18 protein-coding genes are annotated in these 17,178 nt (G+C 60.1%); 5 read left to right on the top strand and 13 right to left on the bottom strand.

Going from position 1 to position 17,178, the window contains the following annotated elements; all coding sequences use genetic code 11:
* Window positions 1–125: 125 nt before the first annotated feature.
* The 7 genes from omp10 to KQ933_RS16520 form a co-directional block, all read right to left on the bottom strand.
* On the bottom strand, window positions 126–494 hold the full coding sequence (gene omp10, locus KQ933_RS16550; RefSeq protein ID WP_183735258.1) for an outer membrane lipoprotein Omp10: 369 nt from the start codon (window positions 492–494) through the stop codon (window positions 126–128).
* 171 nt (window positions 495–665) lie between these two features.
* Window positions 666–2,111: a homospermidine synthase gene (locus KQ933_RS16545; RefSeq protein ID WP_216755884.1), complete on the bottom strand. Its 1,446-nt coding sequence runs from the start codon at window positions 2,109–2,111 to the stop codon at window positions 666–668.
* Between the two features lie 102 nt (window positions 2,112–2,213).
* The gene (locus tag KQ933_RS16540; RefSeq protein WP_216755883.1) at window positions 2,214–3,101 is read right to left on the bottom strand and encodes a DUF3445 domain-containing protein; all 888 of its coding nucleotides are present in this window, start codon (window positions 3,099–3,101) and stop codon (window positions 2,214–2,216) included.
* Between the two features lie 45 nt (window positions 3,102–3,146).
* On the bottom strand, window positions 3,147–3,431 hold the full coding sequence (locus tag KQ933_RS16535; protein WP_216755882.1) for a YciI family protein: 285 nt from the start codon (window positions 3,429–3,431) through the stop codon (window positions 3,147–3,149).
* 2 nt (window positions 3,432–3,433) lie between these two features.
* Complete coding sequence (locus tag KQ933_RS16530) at window positions 3,434–4,075, bottom strand: aminotransferase class IV family protein (RefSeq protein WP_216758931.1); 642 nt, start codon at window positions 4,073–4,075, stop codon at window positions 3,434–3,436.
* Window positions 4,060–5,220, bottom strand: a complete 1,161-nt coding sequence (locus KQ933_RS16525) for an aminodeoxychorismate synthase component I (protein WP_216755881.1) — start codon at window positions 5,218–5,220, stop codon at window positions 4,060–4,062. Before KQ933_RS16525 ends, KQ933_RS16530 begins: the two co-directional genes overlap by 16 nt.
* 34 nt (window positions 5,221–5,254) lie before the next feature.
* A complete protein-coding gene (locus KQ933_RS16520; RefSeq protein WP_216755880.1) occupies window positions 5,255–7,108 on the bottom strand; it encodes a M3 family oligoendopeptidase in 1,854 nt (617 codons plus the stop codon).
* Window positions 7,109–7,316: 208 nt separating this feature from the next.
* Between KQ933_RS16520 and KQ933_RS16515 the strand changes: the two genes are divergently transcribed.
* Entirely contained in the window at window positions 7,317–8,861 is a 1,545-nt protein-coding gene (locus KQ933_RS16515) for a sigma-54 dependent transcriptional regulator (protein ID WP_216755879.1), read from the top strand.
* 179 nt (window positions 8,862–9,040) lie between these two features.
* The gene (locus tag KQ933_RS16510) at window positions 9,041–10,918 is read left to right on the top strand and encodes a DUF882 domain-containing protein (RefSeq protein ID WP_216755878.1); all 1,878 of its coding nucleotides are present in this window, start codon (window positions 9,041–9,043) and stop codon (window positions 10,916–10,918) included.
* A 158-nt stretch (window positions 10,919–11,076) separates the two neighbouring features.
* Here KQ933_RS16510 and KQ933_RS16505 read toward each other — a convergent pair whose 3' ends face one another.
* The 3 genes from KQ933_RS16505 to KQ933_RS16495 all read right to left on the bottom strand — a co-directional run bounded on the left by KQ933_RS16505 (window position 11,077) and on the right by KQ933_RS16495 (window position 12,541).
* A complete protein-coding gene (locus tag KQ933_RS16505) occupies window positions 11,077–11,340 on the bottom strand; it encodes a DUF2312 domain-containing protein (protein ID WP_007822869.1) in 264 nt (87 codons plus the stop codon).
* A gap of 89 nt (window positions 11,341–11,429) precedes the next feature.
* On the bottom strand, window positions 11,430–11,735 hold the full coding sequence (locus tag KQ933_RS16500) for a DUF1244 domain-containing protein (RefSeq protein ID WP_216755877.1): 306 nt from the start codon (window positions 11,733–11,735) through the stop codon (window positions 11,430–11,432).
* Window positions 11,736–11,752: 17 nt separating this feature from the next.
* Entirely contained in the window at window positions 11,753–12,541 is a 789-nt protein-coding gene (locus KQ933_RS16495; RefSeq protein ID WP_216758930.1) for an N-formylglutamate amidohydrolase, read from the bottom strand.
* A gap of 203 nt (window positions 12,542–12,744) precedes the next feature.
* On the opposite strand from KQ933_RS16495, the gene KQ933_RS16490 reads away from it, so the two are divergent.
* Both KQ933_RS16490 and pyk read left to right on the top strand, forming a co-directional pair.
* A complete protein-coding gene (locus KQ933_RS16490) occupies window positions 12,745–13,230 on the top strand; it encodes a DUF1036 domain-containing protein (protein ID WP_216755876.1) in 486 nt (161 codons plus the stop codon).
* Window positions 13,230–14,669 (top strand): pyruvate kinase, encoded by a 1,440-nt coding sequence (gene pyk / locus KQ933_RS16485; protein ID WP_216758929.1) that lies wholly within the window; start codon window positions 13,230–13,232, stop codon window positions 14,667–14,669. The genes KQ933_RS16490 and pyk overlap by 1 nt, the downstream gene beginning before the upstream one ends.
* Before the next feature lie 74 nt (window positions 14,670–14,743).
* Here pyk and KQ933_RS16480 read toward each other — a convergent pair whose 3' ends face one another.
* From KQ933_RS16480 to KQ933_RS16470, 3 genes are read right to left on the bottom strand one after another with little or no spacing between them, the layout of a single operon-like run.
* A complete protein-coding gene (locus KQ933_RS16480; protein ID WP_216755875.1) occupies window positions 14,744–15,295 on the bottom strand; it encodes a DUF4865 family protein in 552 nt (183 codons plus the stop codon).
* Window positions 15,292–15,696, bottom strand: coding sequence for a cupin domain-containing protein (locus KQ933_RS16475; RefSeq protein WP_216755874.1), 405 nt, complete (start codon window positions 15,694–15,696; stop codon window positions 15,292–15,294). Before KQ933_RS16475 ends, KQ933_RS16480 begins: the two co-directional genes overlap by 4 nt.
* Window positions 15,693–16,112, bottom strand: a complete 420-nt coding sequence (locus KQ933_RS16470; RefSeq protein ID WP_216755873.1) for a tautomerase family protein — start codon at window positions 16,110–16,112, stop codon at window positions 15,693–15,695. The genes KQ933_RS16475 and KQ933_RS16470 overlap by 4 nt, the downstream gene beginning before the upstream one ends.
* A 107-nt stretch (window positions 16,113–16,219) precedes the next feature.
* Between KQ933_RS16470 and KQ933_RS16465 the strand changes: the two genes are divergently transcribed.
* Window positions 16,220–17,152 carry a LysR substrate-binding domain-containing protein gene (locus KQ933_RS16465; RefSeq protein WP_216755872.1) on the top strand — a complete coding sequence of 311 codons (933 nt, stop codon included), beginning with the start codon at window positions 16,220–16,222 and terminating at the stop codon, window positions 17,150–17,152.
* The last annotated feature ends 26 nt before the right edge of the window (window positions 17,153–17,178 follow it).

Below are 17,178 nucleotides of genomic sequence, written 5' to 3'. Positions count from 1 at the left end.
ACCGGCGCGCGAATGTTTCCACCTCGGTGGCTCAACCGCAAGAGGGAAGCTGTGGAAGTGGCGCCGCTTTCCAAGGGGCGGCCGGCAAAAAAGCCGGACGCGGCGCCAAGCATCGAGATAAGCGGTTAGCTGCGGCGCGTCAGGACGAACTGCGCGCCGGCATCCGAGGTGCAGTTTAGCTGGCTTGTCGTGACGAGGGCGCAATTGACCTTCGACTGGGTGTTGCGAACCAGCGAAGTCATGTTGATTTCCACCAGCGATGGCGAGGTTTTGATATAGGTGCCGGAGGCCAGAAGCTGGTTGCTGTCAGTCGTGCGCGTGGTGAAGGTGCCGCCCTGGAAGGTGGAGACGATACCGTTCGGATCGGCCCAGGTTCCTTCGACACCGGCGGGAGCGGGTCCTGACGCGACGGGGAGGGGGCGCGGGCCGGAGGAGACACAGGCGGCAAGAGCTGCCGATGCAACCACAAGAACGAGACCAGTTCTGATTTTCATAGGGCTTCTCCCGGCGAATCTAGGCGGAAACTATCCGCGACAGTCCGCCAAAACATGGCGCGGGCATTCTGCGAAGGCAAGCCTTCGGCAGCAGACGACCGGATTTAGACAGCAGGCGTTACAAAAATGCCCGCCTTGCAGCGGGCATCTTCGAAAGCATTACGACAGGACTCAGCGAACGAGGATGTTCTTGAACTGCCACGGATCCTTGGTGTCGATGTCTTCCGGGAACAGGCCCGGACGACCGTCGAGCGGGGTCCAGTCGGTATAGTGGCCTTCGACCGGGCCGAGATAAGGCAGCTGCACTTCGAGGCAGCGCTTGTAATCCATCTCGTCGGCTTCGACGATGCCAGCCTTCGGGTTTTCGAGAGCCCAGACCATGCCGGCGAGAACGGCAGAAGTCACCTGCAGGCCGGTTGCATTCTGGTAGGGAGCGATGCGGCGGGTTTCTTCCAGCGACAGGCGCGAACCGTACCAGTAGGCGTTCTTGTCGTGGCCATAGAGCAGTACGCCGAGCTCGTCGACGCCGTCGACCAATTCGTTCTCATCGAGAACGTGATGGACTGGCTGTGCCGTACCGCCGTTGCCGAACATCTCATGCAGTGACAGAACGGCGTCATTGGCCGGATGGTAGGCATAGTGGCAGGTCGGACGGTAGGTGACGTCGCCGTCCTTGTCCCTGACCGAGAAGAAATCGGCGATCGAGATCGACTCGTTGTGAGTGACGAGGAAGCCGTATTGCGGGCCGGGCGTCGGGCACCAGGTGCGCACGCGAGTGTTGGCGCCGGGCTGTTCCAGGAAGATAGCGGCCTTGGAACCCTTCTTGTGCTTCTTGGCGTTTTTCGGCATCCAGTTTTCATGGGTGCCCCAGCCGAGTTCTGCCGGCTGCAGGCCTTCGGAGATGAAGCCTTCGACCGACCAGGTGTTCCAGAAGACGTTGAGCGGCTTCGGATGGATGGTGCGCTGCGTGTCGCGTTCGGCGATATGGATGCCCTTGACGCCGACCTTCTTCATGAGCTTTGCCCATTCTTCGCGGTCGTCCTGGCCCGGCTCGTCGAACTTCAAGCCGATATCCTTGGCGAGGTTGAGCAACGCCTGCTTGACGAACCAGGAGACCATGCCCGGATTTGCGCCGCAGGTAGAAACGGCAGTGGTGCCGCCCGGGTTCTTGGCCTTTTCCTTGCGAACGGTTTCGCGCAGCGCATAGTTGGTGCGCTCCTCGTTCTTCATGTCCTTGTCGAAGTAGAAGCCGAGCCAGGGCTCGACGACGGTATCGATATAGAGCACGTCAAGCTTGCGGCAGAGCTTGATGATGTCGAGCGACGAGGTGTCGACGGAGAGGTTGACGCAGAAGCCCTGGCCTTCGCCTTCGGTCAGCAGCGGCTTCAGCAGTTCCTTGTAGTTGTCCTTCGTCACATATGCCTGAATGTGCTTGACGCCGTGCTTTTCCAAAATGTGGGCATCGTCCGTGCGCGGGTCGATGACGACCATCCGGCTCTTGTCGAATTTGAAATGGCGCTCGATCAGGGGCAGCGTGCCGCGGCCGATGGAGCCAAAGCCGATCATGACGATCGGACCGGTAATTTCGCCATATACCGGATAGTTCTGTTCCGTCATTCTTTTCTCCTGTTGGAAGGGAACGAAGGCCTTTAGCCTAAAGAATTCATGTGAAAATGCCGCGAAGCTCGCGAAGTGACCGGCTCTAATCACAAAATGGCGTCACAATAAAGAGCGTTCCCTCCGCAAAGGCCAAATATCGGCGCTGCAAAGCGCCCGCAATTTCCGCACGAGTTCGTCTCGTTGCAAAGTCAGGCCCTTGTAGGCGGCCTGATGTTCGTCGAGTGCTTCCAGTTGATCGGCGAAACGTACGGCGATCTCAGCCGCGCGCGGATGGCGGGCGACGACGGCGATTGGATCGATATAGATGCGGATGGTGAAGAGAATATCGCCGGAGACGGCAAGCTTGTGCAGGGTCTGGCGTTCGACGCGGACGAAGCGCTCTTCGAGCGTGAAGGCTTCGGCGTAAGGCGGCCGGCGATGTTTCGAGACGGGGAGGAAGAGATCGGCCGTCGTGTTGATCGACCAGTTCAGCCGCTCGACTGGCTGGGCAACGTGCAGACTATCGAAGATGCGAGTGATGAGCGCAGCGTTGCGTGTGCCTTCGCCGAAACCGGGCACATCGGCATGGATCTCGTGCATCGGGCGGCCGAACTTCTCGCGCAGCGACCACGAAGAGGGAAAGGCGACGTGGGCGGCAACGAGATGCCAGCCATCGGCCTTGCGGCGCATGAGGACGAGATCGTCCTGAACGAGCGAACCGGCCTTGAACAGAGGCGGCAGGGCCGAAATATCCTGACGGTGCGTTGCCGGACGCCGCTCGGCAAGGTGCGCGAGGAGAAGATCCAGCGCCTCCTGCTGGGCCGTTTCAGTCCCTTCCTCAGCGACGAAGATGTCATCGAAGCGCTCGTTTGCCAGCCGCGCCTTTTCCGCGAGGTAGCGGTTGAGATCATCGTCGGGTTCGATCCACCTGACAGGGTCGAGCGGCATCAGGCCGATCGTGAAGGGTCGGGCCGAGCCGTCATAGGGCATATAAGTCGGACGTTTCATCGCCGCTCCCTTTTGAGACCGATAACCAGCCGGCGCGGTTGCGGCTCAGCGTTTCAAAGCCTCCAGCCCTTCGGTCACCGTGGTCAGCGCGACTTCGGTGACGTCATATTCGGCGACGCCATGAATGATAAAGGGATCGGACGCCACATAGGTTTCGATCAACGCGCGGTCGCCGACGGCGAGGATGACGCCGCCGGTGCGCGGCACCTTGCGGCCGGAGGCGAGGAACCAGCCCCTGGCATATCCCTCCTTTACCCACGCCATATGCGGCTCCATGTGCCTATCGGCCTCTTCGTTCGGCTTCACATAGGTCAGGGAGAGAATAAACATGCTCAGTCCTTTTGCAGCGTGGCGCGGATCAGCCCGCGCAGCGAATTTCCAACGTAAAGCGTATCATTGTCGAGATCATCGAGCGTGATGCGACCAACGCGGGCCTTGCGCTGGCAGATGAGCTCGGTGCGCAGCACGCCAGCGAGTAGGCCGCAGGAGATCGGCGGTGTCTTGAGAATGCCGGTACCGTCATCAAGGAAAACGGACGTGATGGTTCCCTCACAGACTTCCTGCCGCTCATTGAGCAGGATGACTTCATCCGCCTGTTGCTGTGTGAACTCGGCGCGTGCTGCCTCGTAGATGCCACGGCGCGTGGTCTTGATGCGCAGCAGCCTGTCGGCGGAATCGATACGGGTGTTCGAGATACGGAGGGTCCAGACGGCGTCGGGCGGAAGCGGGACGAAGGGCGCCGTGGTAACGTCGATATGGCCCTGATGGTCAAGCGTCAGCCTGACACGGCGCGGTTCGTGCTCCCCCTTCAGCGCATCTTCCAACTTGGCAGCCGCATCCAGCGGCTCGGGAAAACCGATGCGGCGGGCGGAGCGAGAGAGGCGGGCGAGATGCAGGCGCAGGCGAATGAACCCTTCGTTCGGTTGCCAGCGCAGCGTTTCGATCAGCGAAAGATCTGTCATCGGGCAATCCATTGGTCGCCGACGGCGAAGCGGGCCTTGAGCAGGCATTCCTCAAATTCCGCTGCGGCGGTGGAATCGAAGACGATGCCACCGCCGACATTGAAGACGGCCCTGCCGCTATCGAACAGCGTCATAGTGCGGATGCTGACGGAGAAGCGCATGGCGCCACCGGGCGAGATCATGCCGATCGCGCCGCAATAGGCATCACGCGGCGTGTCTTCGAGGTCGTGGAGGATTTCCATAGCGCGTATCTTCGGCGCGCCGGTAATCGAGCCGCAGGGGAAGAGTGCGGCGAATATGTCGCTGACGGAAAGATCGGGCAGGAGCTTCGCCTGCACGTGACTCACCATCTGGTGGACTGTGGCATAAGTCTCAATGTCAAAGAGTTTGGGAACGTCGAGCGTACCGACTTCGGTGATGCGTGAGATATCGTTGCGCAAGAGATCGACGATCATGCGGTTCTCCGCCTGCGTCTTGATGTCGGCCTTCATCGCTTCGACGATTTCGGCATCTTCGGCAGGTGTCGCACCGCGTTTGGCCGTGCCCTTCATGGGATGCGTCTCGATCCAGCCATTCTCGTCGGTACGGAAAAACAGTTCCGGAGAGCGAGAAAGAATGATGGGGCCGCCGAGATTGACAAACGCACCGTATTTCACAGGCTGGCGGTCGATCAGCGACCAGAAGGCGGCGAGCGGATCGCCGCTCCAGCGGGCTTCGATCGGCATCGTCAGGTTGGCCTGATAGATATCGCCGAGGCGCAGATGCCGGTGGAGGCGTTCGAAACGCTCTTTATATATAGCGAAATTCCAACCGGCCTTCGGTGCGGTCAGGAATTCCCCGTTTTCGTGGCGCTGCCGCGGCCTTGCGAGAGGATGATCATCCGGCTGCGGCGCATCAAAGACGCCGAATAGCAACAGCGGCGTCTCTCGGTTTTCTTCAGCAAAGGGATAGAGTTTTTTTTCGAAAAGATGGCCTGCCTCATAGGCGAGATAACCGGCAATCCATTTGCCGGCTTTTCGCGCCTCCTCCATCCGCTTGAGCGCCGGCAGGAATTCCGCGCGCTTGCGGGCGATGATGATATCTTCGGGGCCGGCGAAGAGCATGACTTCGCCGGTCGTATCGTCCCGGAACAAAATGAAGGGGTCGGGCGCTGCCATTGCCTTTCCAGCGAAGCTGCGGGTCTGGGCGGTCTTATGCCTTGTCCAGTGCCTCGAGTTCGTCGATCAGGCCTTCGATCATCGACAGGCCCTTGCTCCAGAAGGAAGGATCGGTCGCGTCGAGGCCGAAGGGCTTCAGCAGTTCGGAATGATGCTTGGTGCCGCCGGCTTTCAGCAGTTCGAAATACTTCTCCCGAAAGCCCGTCTCGGCCTTCTGGTAAACGGCGTAGAGCGAGTTCACCAGGCAGTCGCCGAAAGCATAGGCATAGACATAGAAGGGCGAATGGATGAAGTGGGGAATATAGGCCCAATAGGTCTCGTAGCCCTCGGAAATCTTGATGGCCGGGCCGAGGCTTTCAGACTGGACGGAGAGCCAGAACTCGCCGATGTCGTCTGAGGTCAGTTCGCCGGCTTTGCGGGCGGTGTGGACCTTGCGCTCGAATTCGTAGAAGGCGATCTGGCGCACGACCGTGTTGATCATGTCCTCGACCTTCTGGGCCAGCATCGCCTTGCGTTCACGGTTGTCAGTCGTCCGGTCCAGCAGTGCGCGGAAGGTCAGCATCTCGCCGAAGACGGAAGCGGTTTCGGCAAGGGTCAGCGGCGTCTGGCACATGAGGGCACCTTGCGCGCCGGCAAGGACCTGATGCACGCCGTGGCCGAGTTCATGGGCAAGCGTCATGACATCGCGCGGCTTGCCCATATAGTTGACGAGTACATAGGGATGGACGGACGGAACAGTCGGATGGGCGAAGGCGCCCGGCGCCTTGCCGGGGCGAACGGGCGCATCGATCCACTGTTCATCAAAGAAGCGCCTGGCGATATCAGCCATTTCCGGCGCGAAATTGGCGTAGGCGGAAAGCACGGTGTCCTTGGCTTCGGACCAGGAGATGAGGGCGTTCGAGGTTTCCGGAAGCGGCGCATTGCGATCCCAGAAATTCATCTGATCCATGCCGAGCCATTTCGCCTTCATCTTGTAATAGCGATGCGAGAGGCGCGGATAGGCCTCCTTCACAGCTGCGGCGAGGGCATCGACGACTTCGCGCTCGACGCGGTTTGCCAGATGGCGGCTATCGGCGATGTCTTCGAAGCCGCGCCAGCGATCGGCGATTTCCTTGTCCTTGGCGAGCGTATTGGTGATGAGCGTGAAGGTGCGGATATTGGTCTTGAAAGTTTCGGCGAGCGCCATCGCCGCCTTGCGGCGTACCTCCGGATCCTTTTCCTGAAGCATGTTCAGCGCCACTTCGAGCGGCAGCTTTTCGCCGTCGACCTCGAAACGCAGTTCTGCCATCGTTTCATCGAACAGGCGGTTGAAGGCGGCAGCACTCGTCATCGACTTTTCGAGGAAGAGCTGCTCCAGCTTGTCTTCGAGCTGATACGGCTTGTCCTTGCGCAGATCGACCAGCCAGGGGCGGTAATGGCCGGCAAGCGGATCGTTCGTCATGCAGGCATCGATAACAGCATCGTCGATGCGGTTCAGCTCCAGCGCGAAGAAAAGCAGGCGGCCGGAATATTCTGTCAGTTTGGCTTGAACATCACCGTAGAGCTTGCCGTTTGCAGGATTGGAGGTATCAGAGAAATAGGTGAGGCCGGCGAAGGAGCCGAGGCGGCCCATGATCTCATCGAGCGCCTCATATTCCTTCAGCGCCTGGCCGATGCCTTCCTCGCCCTTCTTTTCGGCCGCGTCGGCAAGCTTGCCCTTCCATTTGTCCTCGAAATCCGAAGCAGCCTTGCCGGCCTTTTCCATATCGGAGACGAAGGCGGTGGAGGTGGCCGAAGGGTAAAGATCCTGCAGCTTCCAGGTCGGAAGCTCGCCCAGAGCCGGGGCTGCCGCTGCGGCGGGAGCCGTTGCCGAAAGGTGAAGATCGGCGTGCGCAAGCGTGTGTCTCATGGGGCGGTTCCTCTTTCTCTTTTATAACAGGTTTGACTGTCTAAGCGTCGTAACGCCTGTCAGCAAGGGTTTTTCGGCGCGAAAAAGGCCCTGTTACGGCACGAAAACGGCCTGTCGTAGTCGTTAAAATGCAATTGTTTCTCAAAACTGGATGTTCAAGCCTTTCTGTCAGAGTGCGCTCTATGGTTTCGCATGAAGTGAGGCGACAATGACCGGTTACAATGAGCTCAAAGGGGCAGGGCAGATCCTTGTGGTCGAGGACGACCCCGTCCAGCGCCGTCTGCTCAAGAACGCTATCGAGCGCAGCGGCCATGTGGTGCATCAGGCCGAAAACGGCCGCATTGGGCTGGAAATGGTGAAGCGCGATCCTGGGCTTTTCAATGTCATCGTGCTCGATCTGATGATGCCGGAAATGACTGGCCTCGAATTTCTCGAAGCGATGCATGATTTTGGCACGCCGATTCCGGTCATTGTCCAGACAGGACAGGGCGGCATCGAGACGGTCGTGCAGGCGATGCGCGCTGGCGCTTTCGATTTCGTTGTCAAGCCGGTCTCTCCGGAACGGATCAACACGTCCATTTCAAATGCGATGAAGCTCGACCAGCGCGAGGTGAAGGCCCGTGCGGGCCGCCGATCGCGTGCGGGCTCTGTCGGCTTCGACGATATCGTTTCGGCAAGCCCGGCGATGATCCGCGTCATCGATCTGGCGCAGCGCGCCTCGCAGTCCAACATCCCAGTTGTGCTCGAAGGTGAATCGGGCGTCGGCAAGGAACTGGTGGCGCGTGCGATCCAGTCGGCCGGTGACCGGGCCAACAAGCCTTTCGTGACGGTCAATTGCGGCGCCATTCCGCATAATCTCGTCGAAAGCATTCTCTTCGGCCATGAAAAGGGCGCCTTTACCGGTGCGACCGAAAAGCATATCGGCAAATTCATGGAAGCCGATGGCGGCACCATCTTCCTCGACGAGATCGGCGACCTGCCGCTCGAAGTGCAGGTGAAGCTGCTGCGGGCCGTCCAGCAGGGCGAGATCGAGACCGTCGGCGCGCGCACTGCGCACAAGGTGAACGTCCGCCTCATTTCGGCGACGAACAAGGATCTGATCGAAGAGGTCAAAAACGGCCGATTCCGCGAGGACCTCTACTATCGCCTGAACGTCTTCCCGATCACCATTCCAGCACTGCGCAAACGCAAGGAAGATATTCCTCATCTGGTGCGCGTCTTTACCGATCGCTTCTCCAGCGAGCAGAAGAACGGCCGCCGCATGACGGCCAATGCCGGCGCGCTGGCGCTGCTGACCGCTTATGATTGGCCGGGCAATATCCGCCAGCTCGAAAACGCGATCTTTCGCGCCGTCGTGCTTGCCGAAGGTCCGGAACTGGCCGAATCGGACTTCCCGCAGATCGCCGCCCAGCTTCCGAACTACGAGGTCGTGGATCACCTGGCGCTCGTCGCCGATAATTCGCATCTCGATCCGGATGCCGAATTCCCCGAGGATTATCAGACGGTATCCGTCGCCGAGACGATGCGCCGCGGTCCGGAGGCGCCCGACAACGCGATCCCAAGCGTCAATCAGTCCGGTGACGTCCGCCGTCTTGCCGATGTCGAGGAAGAACTGATTCGTTTCGCGTTGAAGTTTTATCGCGGGCAAATGAGTCAAGTGGCAAGAAAGCTAGGCATCGGGCGATCCACACTTTATCGGAAACTCAAGGATTATGGTATCGACCCCGATAATCCTCAGAAAGATGCGGCATAGAGGCGTTTTTGTTAAGAAATAGGCAACCATGTTTGGTTACTCGCCATAAACCACTTGTTAGCGGCTCGTTCACTATGTAAAGAAAAGGTTGATCATGTGTGGCATTTTTGCCATCGTGTGACCGCAATTGACAGCCATTTGAGACAGCACGGGACATTGACTGTCTGACGGGGATCGAGTTGCCGAATTTGAATGGGAATACCAAGCTTTCGCGCTTGAGTTGGCGTTTGTGCGCCAAGATTGGCGGAAAGGCAGTTAGGACGGCAGCGGCCGCCCTTCTTGCGCTCGCGGTTTCCTCGCCTGTATTCGTAAGCACACCGTCTCAGGCTGCAGGCGATACCCGCAGCCTGAAGCTCTATTTCATTCATACCGGCGAAAAGGCGGTCATCACCTACAAGCGCAACGGCAAGTTCGACCCGAAGGGTCTGGAGCAGCTCAACCGCTTCCTTCGCGACTGGCGCAAGAATCAGCCGACGAAGATGGACCCGCGCCTCTTCGACCTCATCTGGGAAGTTTACCGCCAGTCCGGCTCGAGGGATTACATCAACGTCGTCTGCGGTTTCCGCTCGCCTGCCACCAACGAGATGTTGCGTGGCCGTTCGCGTAAGTCCGGTGTCGCCGAAAAGAGCCAGCACATGCTCGGCAAGGCGATGGACTTCTTCATTCCCGACGTGAAGCTCGCCACGCTGCGCGGTATCGGCATGAAGATGCAGGTTGGCGGCGTCGGTTTCTATCCGAAGTCCGGTTCGCCTTTCGTGCATATGGATGTCGGCGGCGTTCGCGCCTGGCCGCGCATGAGTCGTGACGAACTCGTCAGGCTCTTCCCTGATGGAAATACCATCCATATCCCCGCGGATGGCAAGCCGCTGCCGGGTTATCAGCAGGCGATGGCCGATTACAAGCGCCGCATGGCAAACGGCAGCCAGATCATGATGGCAAGCGCCGGCGCTTCCGTTTCCGATGACGCACCTCGCAAGCAGAAGACACTGTTTGCCTACCTCTTTGGTGGCGGCGCCGACGAGGAAGAGGATAATTCGGAGGATAGCACACCGGTGGCTGTCGCCAAGGCAACACCGCCGAAGGCTGAGGCTGTCCCGGCAGTTGATGAACCTCAGCCGCAGACCGAAGTCGCAAGCGTGAACGCACCGGTGCCGCAGGTTCGCCCGGCTTTCAGCAACCAGCTTGCCGGCAACGAGGTTGCCAATGCCCTGGTGCCGCCGTCTGCGGGTAACGCCGCCCAGCAGGCTCTTGCCGCCATGCCGGCGGGCCAGCCGCAGGGACCGGAGCATTTCGCAGATCTTAGCGGTTACAGCATTCCGGTTCCGTCGCTCCTTGGGCAGCGTCGTGCTCCGGGGGATGCCGAACTCGCCTCCGTCGATCCGAACTTGATGTCGGCGGGCGTTCCGACCCCAGTCGAGCGTCCGGCCGTTGCCGAAAACCTGCTTGCTGCACAGAATGCCGATCCTGAAGCAGCGGAAGACGAGGCTGATCAGGATACGCTTTCGCCAGCCATGGTGGCAGCACTTGCAAAGCAGCAGGATGAGAGCGGAGACACGCAGGTTGCTTTGAACGCGCCTTCTGAGCCGCAGACAGTGGAGCAGGCGATCAACGCTGCCGCGCCGAAGAACCCGCCGGCACTCGACAAGCCGCCGCTACAGCTTGCCGCACTCGCGCCGATGGCGAAGTCTGCGAGCTTTGCTGCACCGGTCGTAGCGCCGAAGCCTACTGTCGTCGACAGTCCGGTTGCGCAGGGCCTGCCCACCAAGGGTGGCCGTCCGACGAAGCAGGAAGCGGTGGCTGCCGATGAAAGCCGCCAGACGGTGCGTACGGAGCCGAAGCTGACGCAGAAGATGATCTCGCAGTGGGCTCTCACCAACGCCCGCCTGGAAATGGCCTCCAAAAAGGTCCAGGCCCCACGTTTTGTCAGTCAGACGCTGCGCGCCCAGCCGACCGCGGTTTATGCCGAAGGCTTCCAGAAGACTGCTTCGGTCGATCCCGCCCGCTTCAGCGGCACGGCCGTCAATTTCATGGAAGTGCGCAAGTTCAACACGCGCTGATCCGCTTATACCCGAACAAGCAAAAGCCGCCGAACAATGTCCGGCGGCTTTTGCTTTTGTGGCTGCCGGCAAGGCGAAAATTGGTGCCGACATTTTGATGGGACCAAAAGAAAAGCCACCAAAGCGGTGGCTCCTCGGGAAAAGCAGATGACTGATACTCAGCCTTCCGGCGGGGATTCGATCATGCCGAGGGCGTGCAGGTAGGTGTCGAGGATCGCATCTTCCTCCATCCGTTCCTGCTCGTCCTTCTTGCGGAGCGCAACGACCTTCTTGAGGATCTTGGTGTCGAAGCCCATGCCCTTGGCTTCGCCATAGACGTCCTTGATGTCGTCGGCGATTGTTTTCTTTTCTTCTTCCAGGCGTTCAATACGCTCGACAAAAGCGCGGAGCTGATCGCGGGCGACGCCATGTGCATCAGACATCGTGTTCTCCTGATTTCGGGATATGCATTCGGCCGCCAGTGACTGCCGCGAAGTGCAGCCAGCGTCAAGGCGATTTGAGTCCGCATGGCCTATTTATGCGGGTTGTTCACCTCAAAAGCTGCCTTTTGCACAGGCGATGCTTCCGTCTGATGAAGGTTCTTCCAGTCCTCGTAGGGCATCCCGTAGACGATCTCGCGCGATTCGTCCTTCGTGACGGCGATGCCTTCAGCTTCCGCAGCCTCACGATACCAGTTGGACAGGCAGTTTCGGCAGAAGCCGGCAAGATTCATCAGATCGATATTCTGCACGTCGGTTCGTTCGCGAAGATGCGCGATCAGCCGGCGGAAGGCGGCAGCCTCGAATTCCGTCTTCTGTTCCTTGCTGAGCGTGGTCATGGGCCAGGTCCTTTTACTCAATAGGGGCCGGTGCGTGAAGCGTGCACGCTGTATGCATGAAGGGCTGGATCGGCGTTCATGTCGGCAAAGATAGGGGCCAGACGCGCCGCCCATTCCTCGATGCCGGTGTCGTTGCCGATGAGGTCCTGGCGCACTTCCAGAAGCGCGTGTGGGATGCCCGTGATCATGCAATGGCGGTACATGGTGTCACCCTTCAGCGCACCGTCATAGGGTTCGTTGTCACCGACGAGGAGATCGGGATCGGCGCGCAGTTTGTCAAGCAATGGACGAACGGCGCGGTCGTCGCTATCCCAAAGCACTGCGGCATGCCAAGGGCGGGGAACGCCCTTCCAGGCGGGCGTGAAGGAGTGCAAGGAGAGCACCAGCGGCGCCTTGCCGGTCGCATTCGCCACCCTGTCGATCGTCTCCGACACGGCATTGTGATAGGGTCTGTGAAAGGCCTCGATCCGGTAATTCCACTCTTCCCGGGTGATTGGATGGTTGCCGGGGATAATGGCGCCATCAGATATCTTCATGACCAGGGTCGGATCATCCTCACCTCTGTTGGGGTCGATCAGCAGGCGCGAAAAACCGCCGAGTACACCCGGTACGCCCAGTTGCGCACAAAGCCGGCGGGTCAGGCCCTCGATGCCGATGTCGTAAGCAATATGCCTGAGAAAGGCGCTTTCCGGCAGGCCGAGCCGTCCATATCGTTCGGGCAGGCGGTTCATGGCATGATCGCCGAGGATCACCATGCCTTTGTCATGTTGGCCGGGTAGGGTTTCGAAGGATTGGAAGTGGTTCATCAGGAAATTGCCGATTGTCATTTCGCGTCTTCGGCCAGTGATTGCATGCGCGTTCGGCCGGTTCAAGCGCGATGGGCAGGGTCAGCGCGACGGGATGCGCTCAGCAGACGGTTATGAAAGGAAATATAATCGATTAGCATCGCGTTGACTTTCGCTTGACGGCGGCGCAAGAAGACACGGACAACGAATAACCGTGGAGCTATTTGGGAGCCGTGTTGATCCAAGCCGCGCCAAGTTTCCTCACGCGGTCCGGGCCGCTGGTCCGTCTCGCATTGTTCGCTCTTGCAGCCGTTTCGCCGTTCTTCATCGCCGATGCCGCGCGCGCGGATTTCCGTGTATGCAATGGTACGCAAAATCTGGTTGGCGTTGCGATCGGATATCGCGCGAAGGAAGGCTGGATCACGGAGGGCTGGTGGCAGGTGCCGGCAACGACCTGCGCCACGCTGATCGAGGGAGAATTACAGTCGCGTTATTATTACCTCTATGCAGAAGATGCCGCCCGGGGAGGCCGATGGACGGGTGACGTGCAGATGTGCGTGGCGGAAAATGAATTCAAGATCGCGGGCGTGCAGGACTGCTATGCCCGGGGTTATCAAAAGATGGGATTCAAGGAATACGATACGGGCCGCCAGGGTAGCTGGATGGTTCAACTCTCCGACACCCCAGGGACGCAAGAAAGCCAGAATTGATGAAGCGTAACCGCAAAGTTAAAATCCTCGCCACCCTCGGCCCCGCCTCCTCCGAGGAATCGATGATCGAGAAGCTGCACCAGGCAGGGGCGGATATTTTCCGCATCAACATGAGCCATGCGAGCCATGATGTGATGCGTATGCTCGTGCAGCGCATTCGCGCCGTCGAAGCCCGGTCTGGCCGGCCGATCGGCATTCTGGCGGACCTTCAGGGTCCGAAGTTGCGCGTCGGCAAATTCGCCAATGTTAAGGTGGAACTGAAGCCCGGCCAGACCTTCACGCTCGACAGCAACGATACCCCCGGCGACAATACGCGCGTTTTCCTGCCGCATCCTGAAATTCTCGAAGCCGTTCAGCCGGGTCACCGGCTGCTGATTGATGACGGTAAGCTGGCGCTGCGCGCTGAAAAGTGCGATGGCAAGAGCATTGTCACGACCGTCATCGCCGGCACCAGCATTTCCGACCGCAAAGGCGTCAGCCTGCCCGACACGCTGCTCGGCGTCGGTGCGCTGACCGATAAGGATCGTGCCGACCTCGACGCTGTTCTTGCGACCGACGACGTCGACTGGGTGGCGCTCTCTTTCGTCCAGCGCCCCGATGACCTCGCCGAAGTGCGCAAGATCGCCCGTGGCCGCGTCGGCATCATGTCGAAGATCGAGAAGCCGCAGGCTCTGGAACGCATCGAAGAAATCATCGAGCTTTCCGACGCGCTGATGGTCGCCCGCGGCGACCTCGGTGTCGAAATGCCGCTCGAAGCTGTTCCTGGCATTCAGAAGCAGCTCATCCGCTCCTGCCGCCGTTCGGGCAAGCCTGTCATCGTCGCCACGCAGATGCTGGAATCGATGATTTCTTCGCCGGTTCCGACCCGAGCCGAAGTGTCTGACGTTTCCATCGCCGTCTTCGAAGGCGCGGATGCGATCATGCTGTCGGCCGAATCCGCATCCGGCGCTTATCCGGTCGAAGCCGTCTCGATGATGGCCTCGATTGCGAGCACGGTGGAGAAGGATCCGCACTATCCCGGCATCATCTACGCGCAGCGCGCCCAGCCGGAAGCAACCGGCGCGGATGCTATCTCGCTTGCCGCCCGCCAGATCGCCGAGACGCTGAAGCTGTCGGCCATCGTTTGTTACACCTCTTCGGGCACGACCGGCCTGCGCGCTTCGCGCGAGCGTCCGCAGGTGCCGATCATCGCTCTGTCGCCGATTATCAAGACGGCACGCCGCCTGTCCGTCGTCTGGGGCATGCATTGCGTCGTCACGCATGATGCGACCGACCTCGACGACATGGTCAATCGCGCTTGCCGAATCGTTGCCGCGGAAGGCTTCGGCAAGCCGGGCGATCGCATCATCATCTCCGCCGGCGTGCCGCTCGGCACACCGGGCGCGACCAATATGCTGCGCATCGCCTATATCGGTTCCGACGGCCAGAGCGGCATCTGATCGTTTTCAAGCTAGAAAATGCGAAGCGCTCCTCGAAAGAGGGGCGCTTTTTTGTTGATCTCGCTTTAAGTGCTTCAGCCGCGGGAGAGGTGGCCGACGCGATAGATCTGATTGGTGCCTGAGGCGGGAGGCGCCTCTGCATAGAGGCCGAAACGTACTATCGTCCAGTCATGCGGATCGAAGGCGGCGATGCGGGCGAGGACATGTTTGCCGCCGGTTTCCTGCTTTGCCAGGGCAACCTCCTGCTGTCGCAGGTGGGGCAGTTGGGCATACGGCTCGATGGCGCGATATTCGCAGTCGGCGAAGCGGGTATTGGCGAGGTCGGACAAGACCTGCGCACTCCAGACGATCCAGTGGCGAATGCGCGGCCGGCCGAAGGCGTCCGTCAGCGCAGCAAAGCCGGGGCCGCAGATGAAGTCGCCGGCGCCTTCCGGCTGCTTCCAGAGATAGAAGGGCGCATAGAGATTTTCGCGGCTGCCGTATTCGCCCCGCCGAGCGCTCAGAAAGGCCTTAAAGCCCAGATGCGGGAAGCCGTCCATAGCAGGACCCTTGTCGCGGATACGGCGATCGATGATCTCCATGTCGTAATCTGCCGGCAAGGTGAAGGAATATTGCATGGCCATCATGGCTGCGCCTCCTCACTGTCAGACCAGTCGACGAAGCGTCCCTTCTCAAAACCCTGGATGCTGAGATAGCTGAAAGGGCTGCCAGCTGTTGCCCCGTGCCAGTGAAGCTCGTCTGGAGCGAACCATATTGCATCACCGGTTCTGACTTCCTCGACTGGTTCACCCTCCCGCTGCACGAGACCGACGCCGGAGAGGACATAAAGAAACTGGCCGCGCGGATGCGTATGCCAGTGGGTGACCGTGCCAGGATCCAGGGTTGCGCGCATGGCGGTGTTTTCGCCGTCGATATGACTGTCGAGCAGCATTTCGACCCAGAAGGGCGCATTCGAAATACCTTCGGGAGAACGAACGGCACTACCGGGGCGGCGGATGGTCATGGTCTTCGGGTTGGCCTCGCTCATGATGGAGCTCCCATGGCGCGGGCTTCCCAGCCGGGCTCGGCCATCTGCGCCAGACCGTCGCCAAAGGACCATTCGTCCGGTTCGCTGGTCGAGATGACGATCATCACATCTTCCGGGCGCAGGCCGGACGATTGCTGCAGCAGTTCGACGGTTCGGCGGAAGAAAGCCTTGCGCATTTCGGTCGTGCGCGGCTTGCCAGTCGTGATCGCGATCAGCACGAAATCATCCGAGCGCGGGCCGGCGAGGTAATTGCGGTCGAAGATCAATTCGCCCGGCTCGTGCTGATGGATGATCTGGAAGCGGTCAGCAGGCGGCACGTTGAAGGTCTCCACCATGGCCTTGTGGATGTTGTCCGAAAGCGCGCGCAGATAGTCCGGCGACTTTCCCCTCAGAAGGGAGATACGAGCAAACGGCATTGGATGCCTCCTTGTTGTGTGACTTGACTGGAGAAGCATCTCACGCCACGATAATGCAGAAAATCAGAATTTTATGGATTTATAGTCCATTAAAATGGGATTGTAGGATGAGGCGGATTACGTTCGATCTCGATGTACTGAGAACCTTCGCGACCGGCGTGGATCTCGGCAATTTCGCCAGGGCGGCGGATCGGCTGGGACGATCGACATCCGCCGTCAGTGCACAGCTAAAAAGGCTGGAGGAGCAGGCCGGCACGCCGATCTTCCGCAAATCGGGACGGGGATTGGCCCTGACGGAAGCCGGTGAGACAATGCTTGCCTATGCCCGGCGGTTGCTCGATCTGAATGACGAAGCGGTCGCGGCGGTGCAGAGCGTCGAGCTGGAGGGCTGGGTGCGGCTCGGCCTGCAGGAGGATTTCGGTGAGAACCTGCTGCCTGAAGTGCTCGGACGCTTCGCCCGGGCACATCCGAAGGTGCGGATCGAGGCGCGAGTGGTGCGCAATGCCGAGCTTCTGGAACGGGTGACGACGGGCAAGCTCGATATTGCACTCGCCTGGAGCGTCGGCACTTTGACCGCCCATTGCGAGCATATCGCCGATGTGCCGATGCGCTGGATCGGCCCGGCGAACGGCTTGCCGGCATGGGCGGCTGGAAGCGGTGAGCCGATGCCGCTTGCTTCGCTGGAGGCACCCTGCCTGCTCAGGAATGCCGCGACGAAGGTGCTGGACGAGGCCGGTATCTCCTGGAGGCTGTCCTTCGTCAGTCCAAGCCTCGGCGGTCTCTGGGCGGCAACCGCTGCAGGATTGGGTATTACGGTGCGCACGCCTATCGGGCTGCCTGCCAAGGTGCGGATGTTGGCGCCGGGGGAAGCCGGCCTGCCGGAACTGCCTGACCTGGGGCTGGTCTTGCATCGAGCGGAAGCGGAGCCGGATGCTGCAACGAGCCGGCTGGCGGAATTGGTGCTGCAGTCGGTGCATGAGGCGGTGCGAGACATTTCTATCCCATCCGATCAGGAGAAGGCGCTGCGAAGGTTCGGGTGAAATATTGACCCTGCTTGCGGAAGCCG

The sequence above is a fragment of the Rhizobium sp. WYJ-E13 genome (assembly GCF_018987265.1).
Lineage (GTDB): Bacteria > Pseudomonadota > Alphaproteobacteria > Rhizobiales > Rhizobiaceae > Rhizobium.
The sequence above is the reverse complement of the archived record's forward strand: the minus strand, read 5'-3'. Positions and strand labels throughout refer to the sequence as shown.

Excerpts from the sequence above, each read along its gene's own strand:
- omp10 (WP_183735258.1), bottom strand. The coding sequence starts at position 494 with ATGAAAATCAGAACTGGTCTCGTTCTTGTGGTTGCATCGGCAGCTCTT.
- KQ933_RS16545 (WP_216755884.1), bottom strand. The coding sequence starts at position 2,111 with ATGACGGAACAGAACTATCCGGTATATGGCGAAATTACCGGTCCGATC.
- KQ933_RS16540 (WP_216755883.1), bottom strand. The coding sequence starts at position 3,101 with ATGAAACGTCCGACTTATATGCCCTATGACGGCTCGGCCCGACCCTTC.
- KQ933_RS16535 (WP_216755882.1), bottom strand. The coding sequence starts at position 3,431 with ATGTTTATTCTCTCCCTGACCTATGTGAAGCCGAACGAAGAGGCCGAT.
- KQ933_RS16530 (WP_216758931.1), bottom strand. The coding sequence starts at position 4,075 with ATGGATTGCCCGATGACAGATCTTTCGCTGATCGAAACGCTGCGCTGG.
- KQ933_RS16525 (WP_216755881.1), bottom strand. The coding sequence starts at position 5,220 with ATGGCAGCGCCCGACCCCTTCATTTTGTTCCGGGACGATACGACCGGC.
- KQ933_RS16520 (WP_216755880.1), bottom strand. The coding sequence starts at position 7,108 with ATGAGACACACGCTTGCGCACGCCGATCTTCACCTTTCGGCAACGGCT.
- KQ933_RS16515 (WP_216755879.1), top strand. The coding sequence starts at position 7,317 with ATGACCGGTTACAATGAGCTCAAAGGGGCAGGGCAGATCCTTGTGGTC.
- KQ933_RS16505 (WP_007822869.1), bottom strand. The coding sequence starts at position 11,340 with ATGTCTGATGCACATGGCGTCGCCCGCGATCAGCTCCGCGCTTTTGTC.
- KQ933_RS16500 (WP_216755877.1), bottom strand. The coding sequence starts at position 11,735 with ATGACCACGCTCAGCAAGGAACAGAAGACGGAATTCGAGGCTGCCGCC.
- KQ933_RS16495 (WP_216758930.1), bottom strand. The coding sequence starts at position 12,541 with ATGAACCACTTCCAATCCTTCGAAACCCTACCCGGCCAACATGACAAA.
- pyk (WP_216758929.1), top strand. The coding sequence starts at position 13,230 with ATGAAGCGTAACCGCAAAGTTAAAATCCTCGCCACCCTCGGCCCCGCC.
- KQ933_RS16480 (WP_216755875.1), bottom strand. The coding sequence starts at position 15,295 with ATGATGGCCATGCAATATTCCTTCACCTTGCCGGCAGATTACGACATG.
- KQ933_RS16475 (WP_216755874.1), bottom strand. The coding sequence starts at position 15,696 with ATGAGCGAGGCCAACCCGAAGACCATGACCATCCGCCGCCCCGGTAGT.
- KQ933_RS16470 (WP_216755873.1), bottom strand. The coding sequence starts at position 16,112 with ATGCCGTTTGCTCGTATCTCCCTTCTGAGGGGAAAGTCGCCGGACTAT.
- KQ933_RS16465 (WP_216755872.1), top strand. The coding sequence starts at position 16,220 with ATGAGGCGGATTACGTTCGATCTCGATGTACTGAGAACCTTCGCGACC.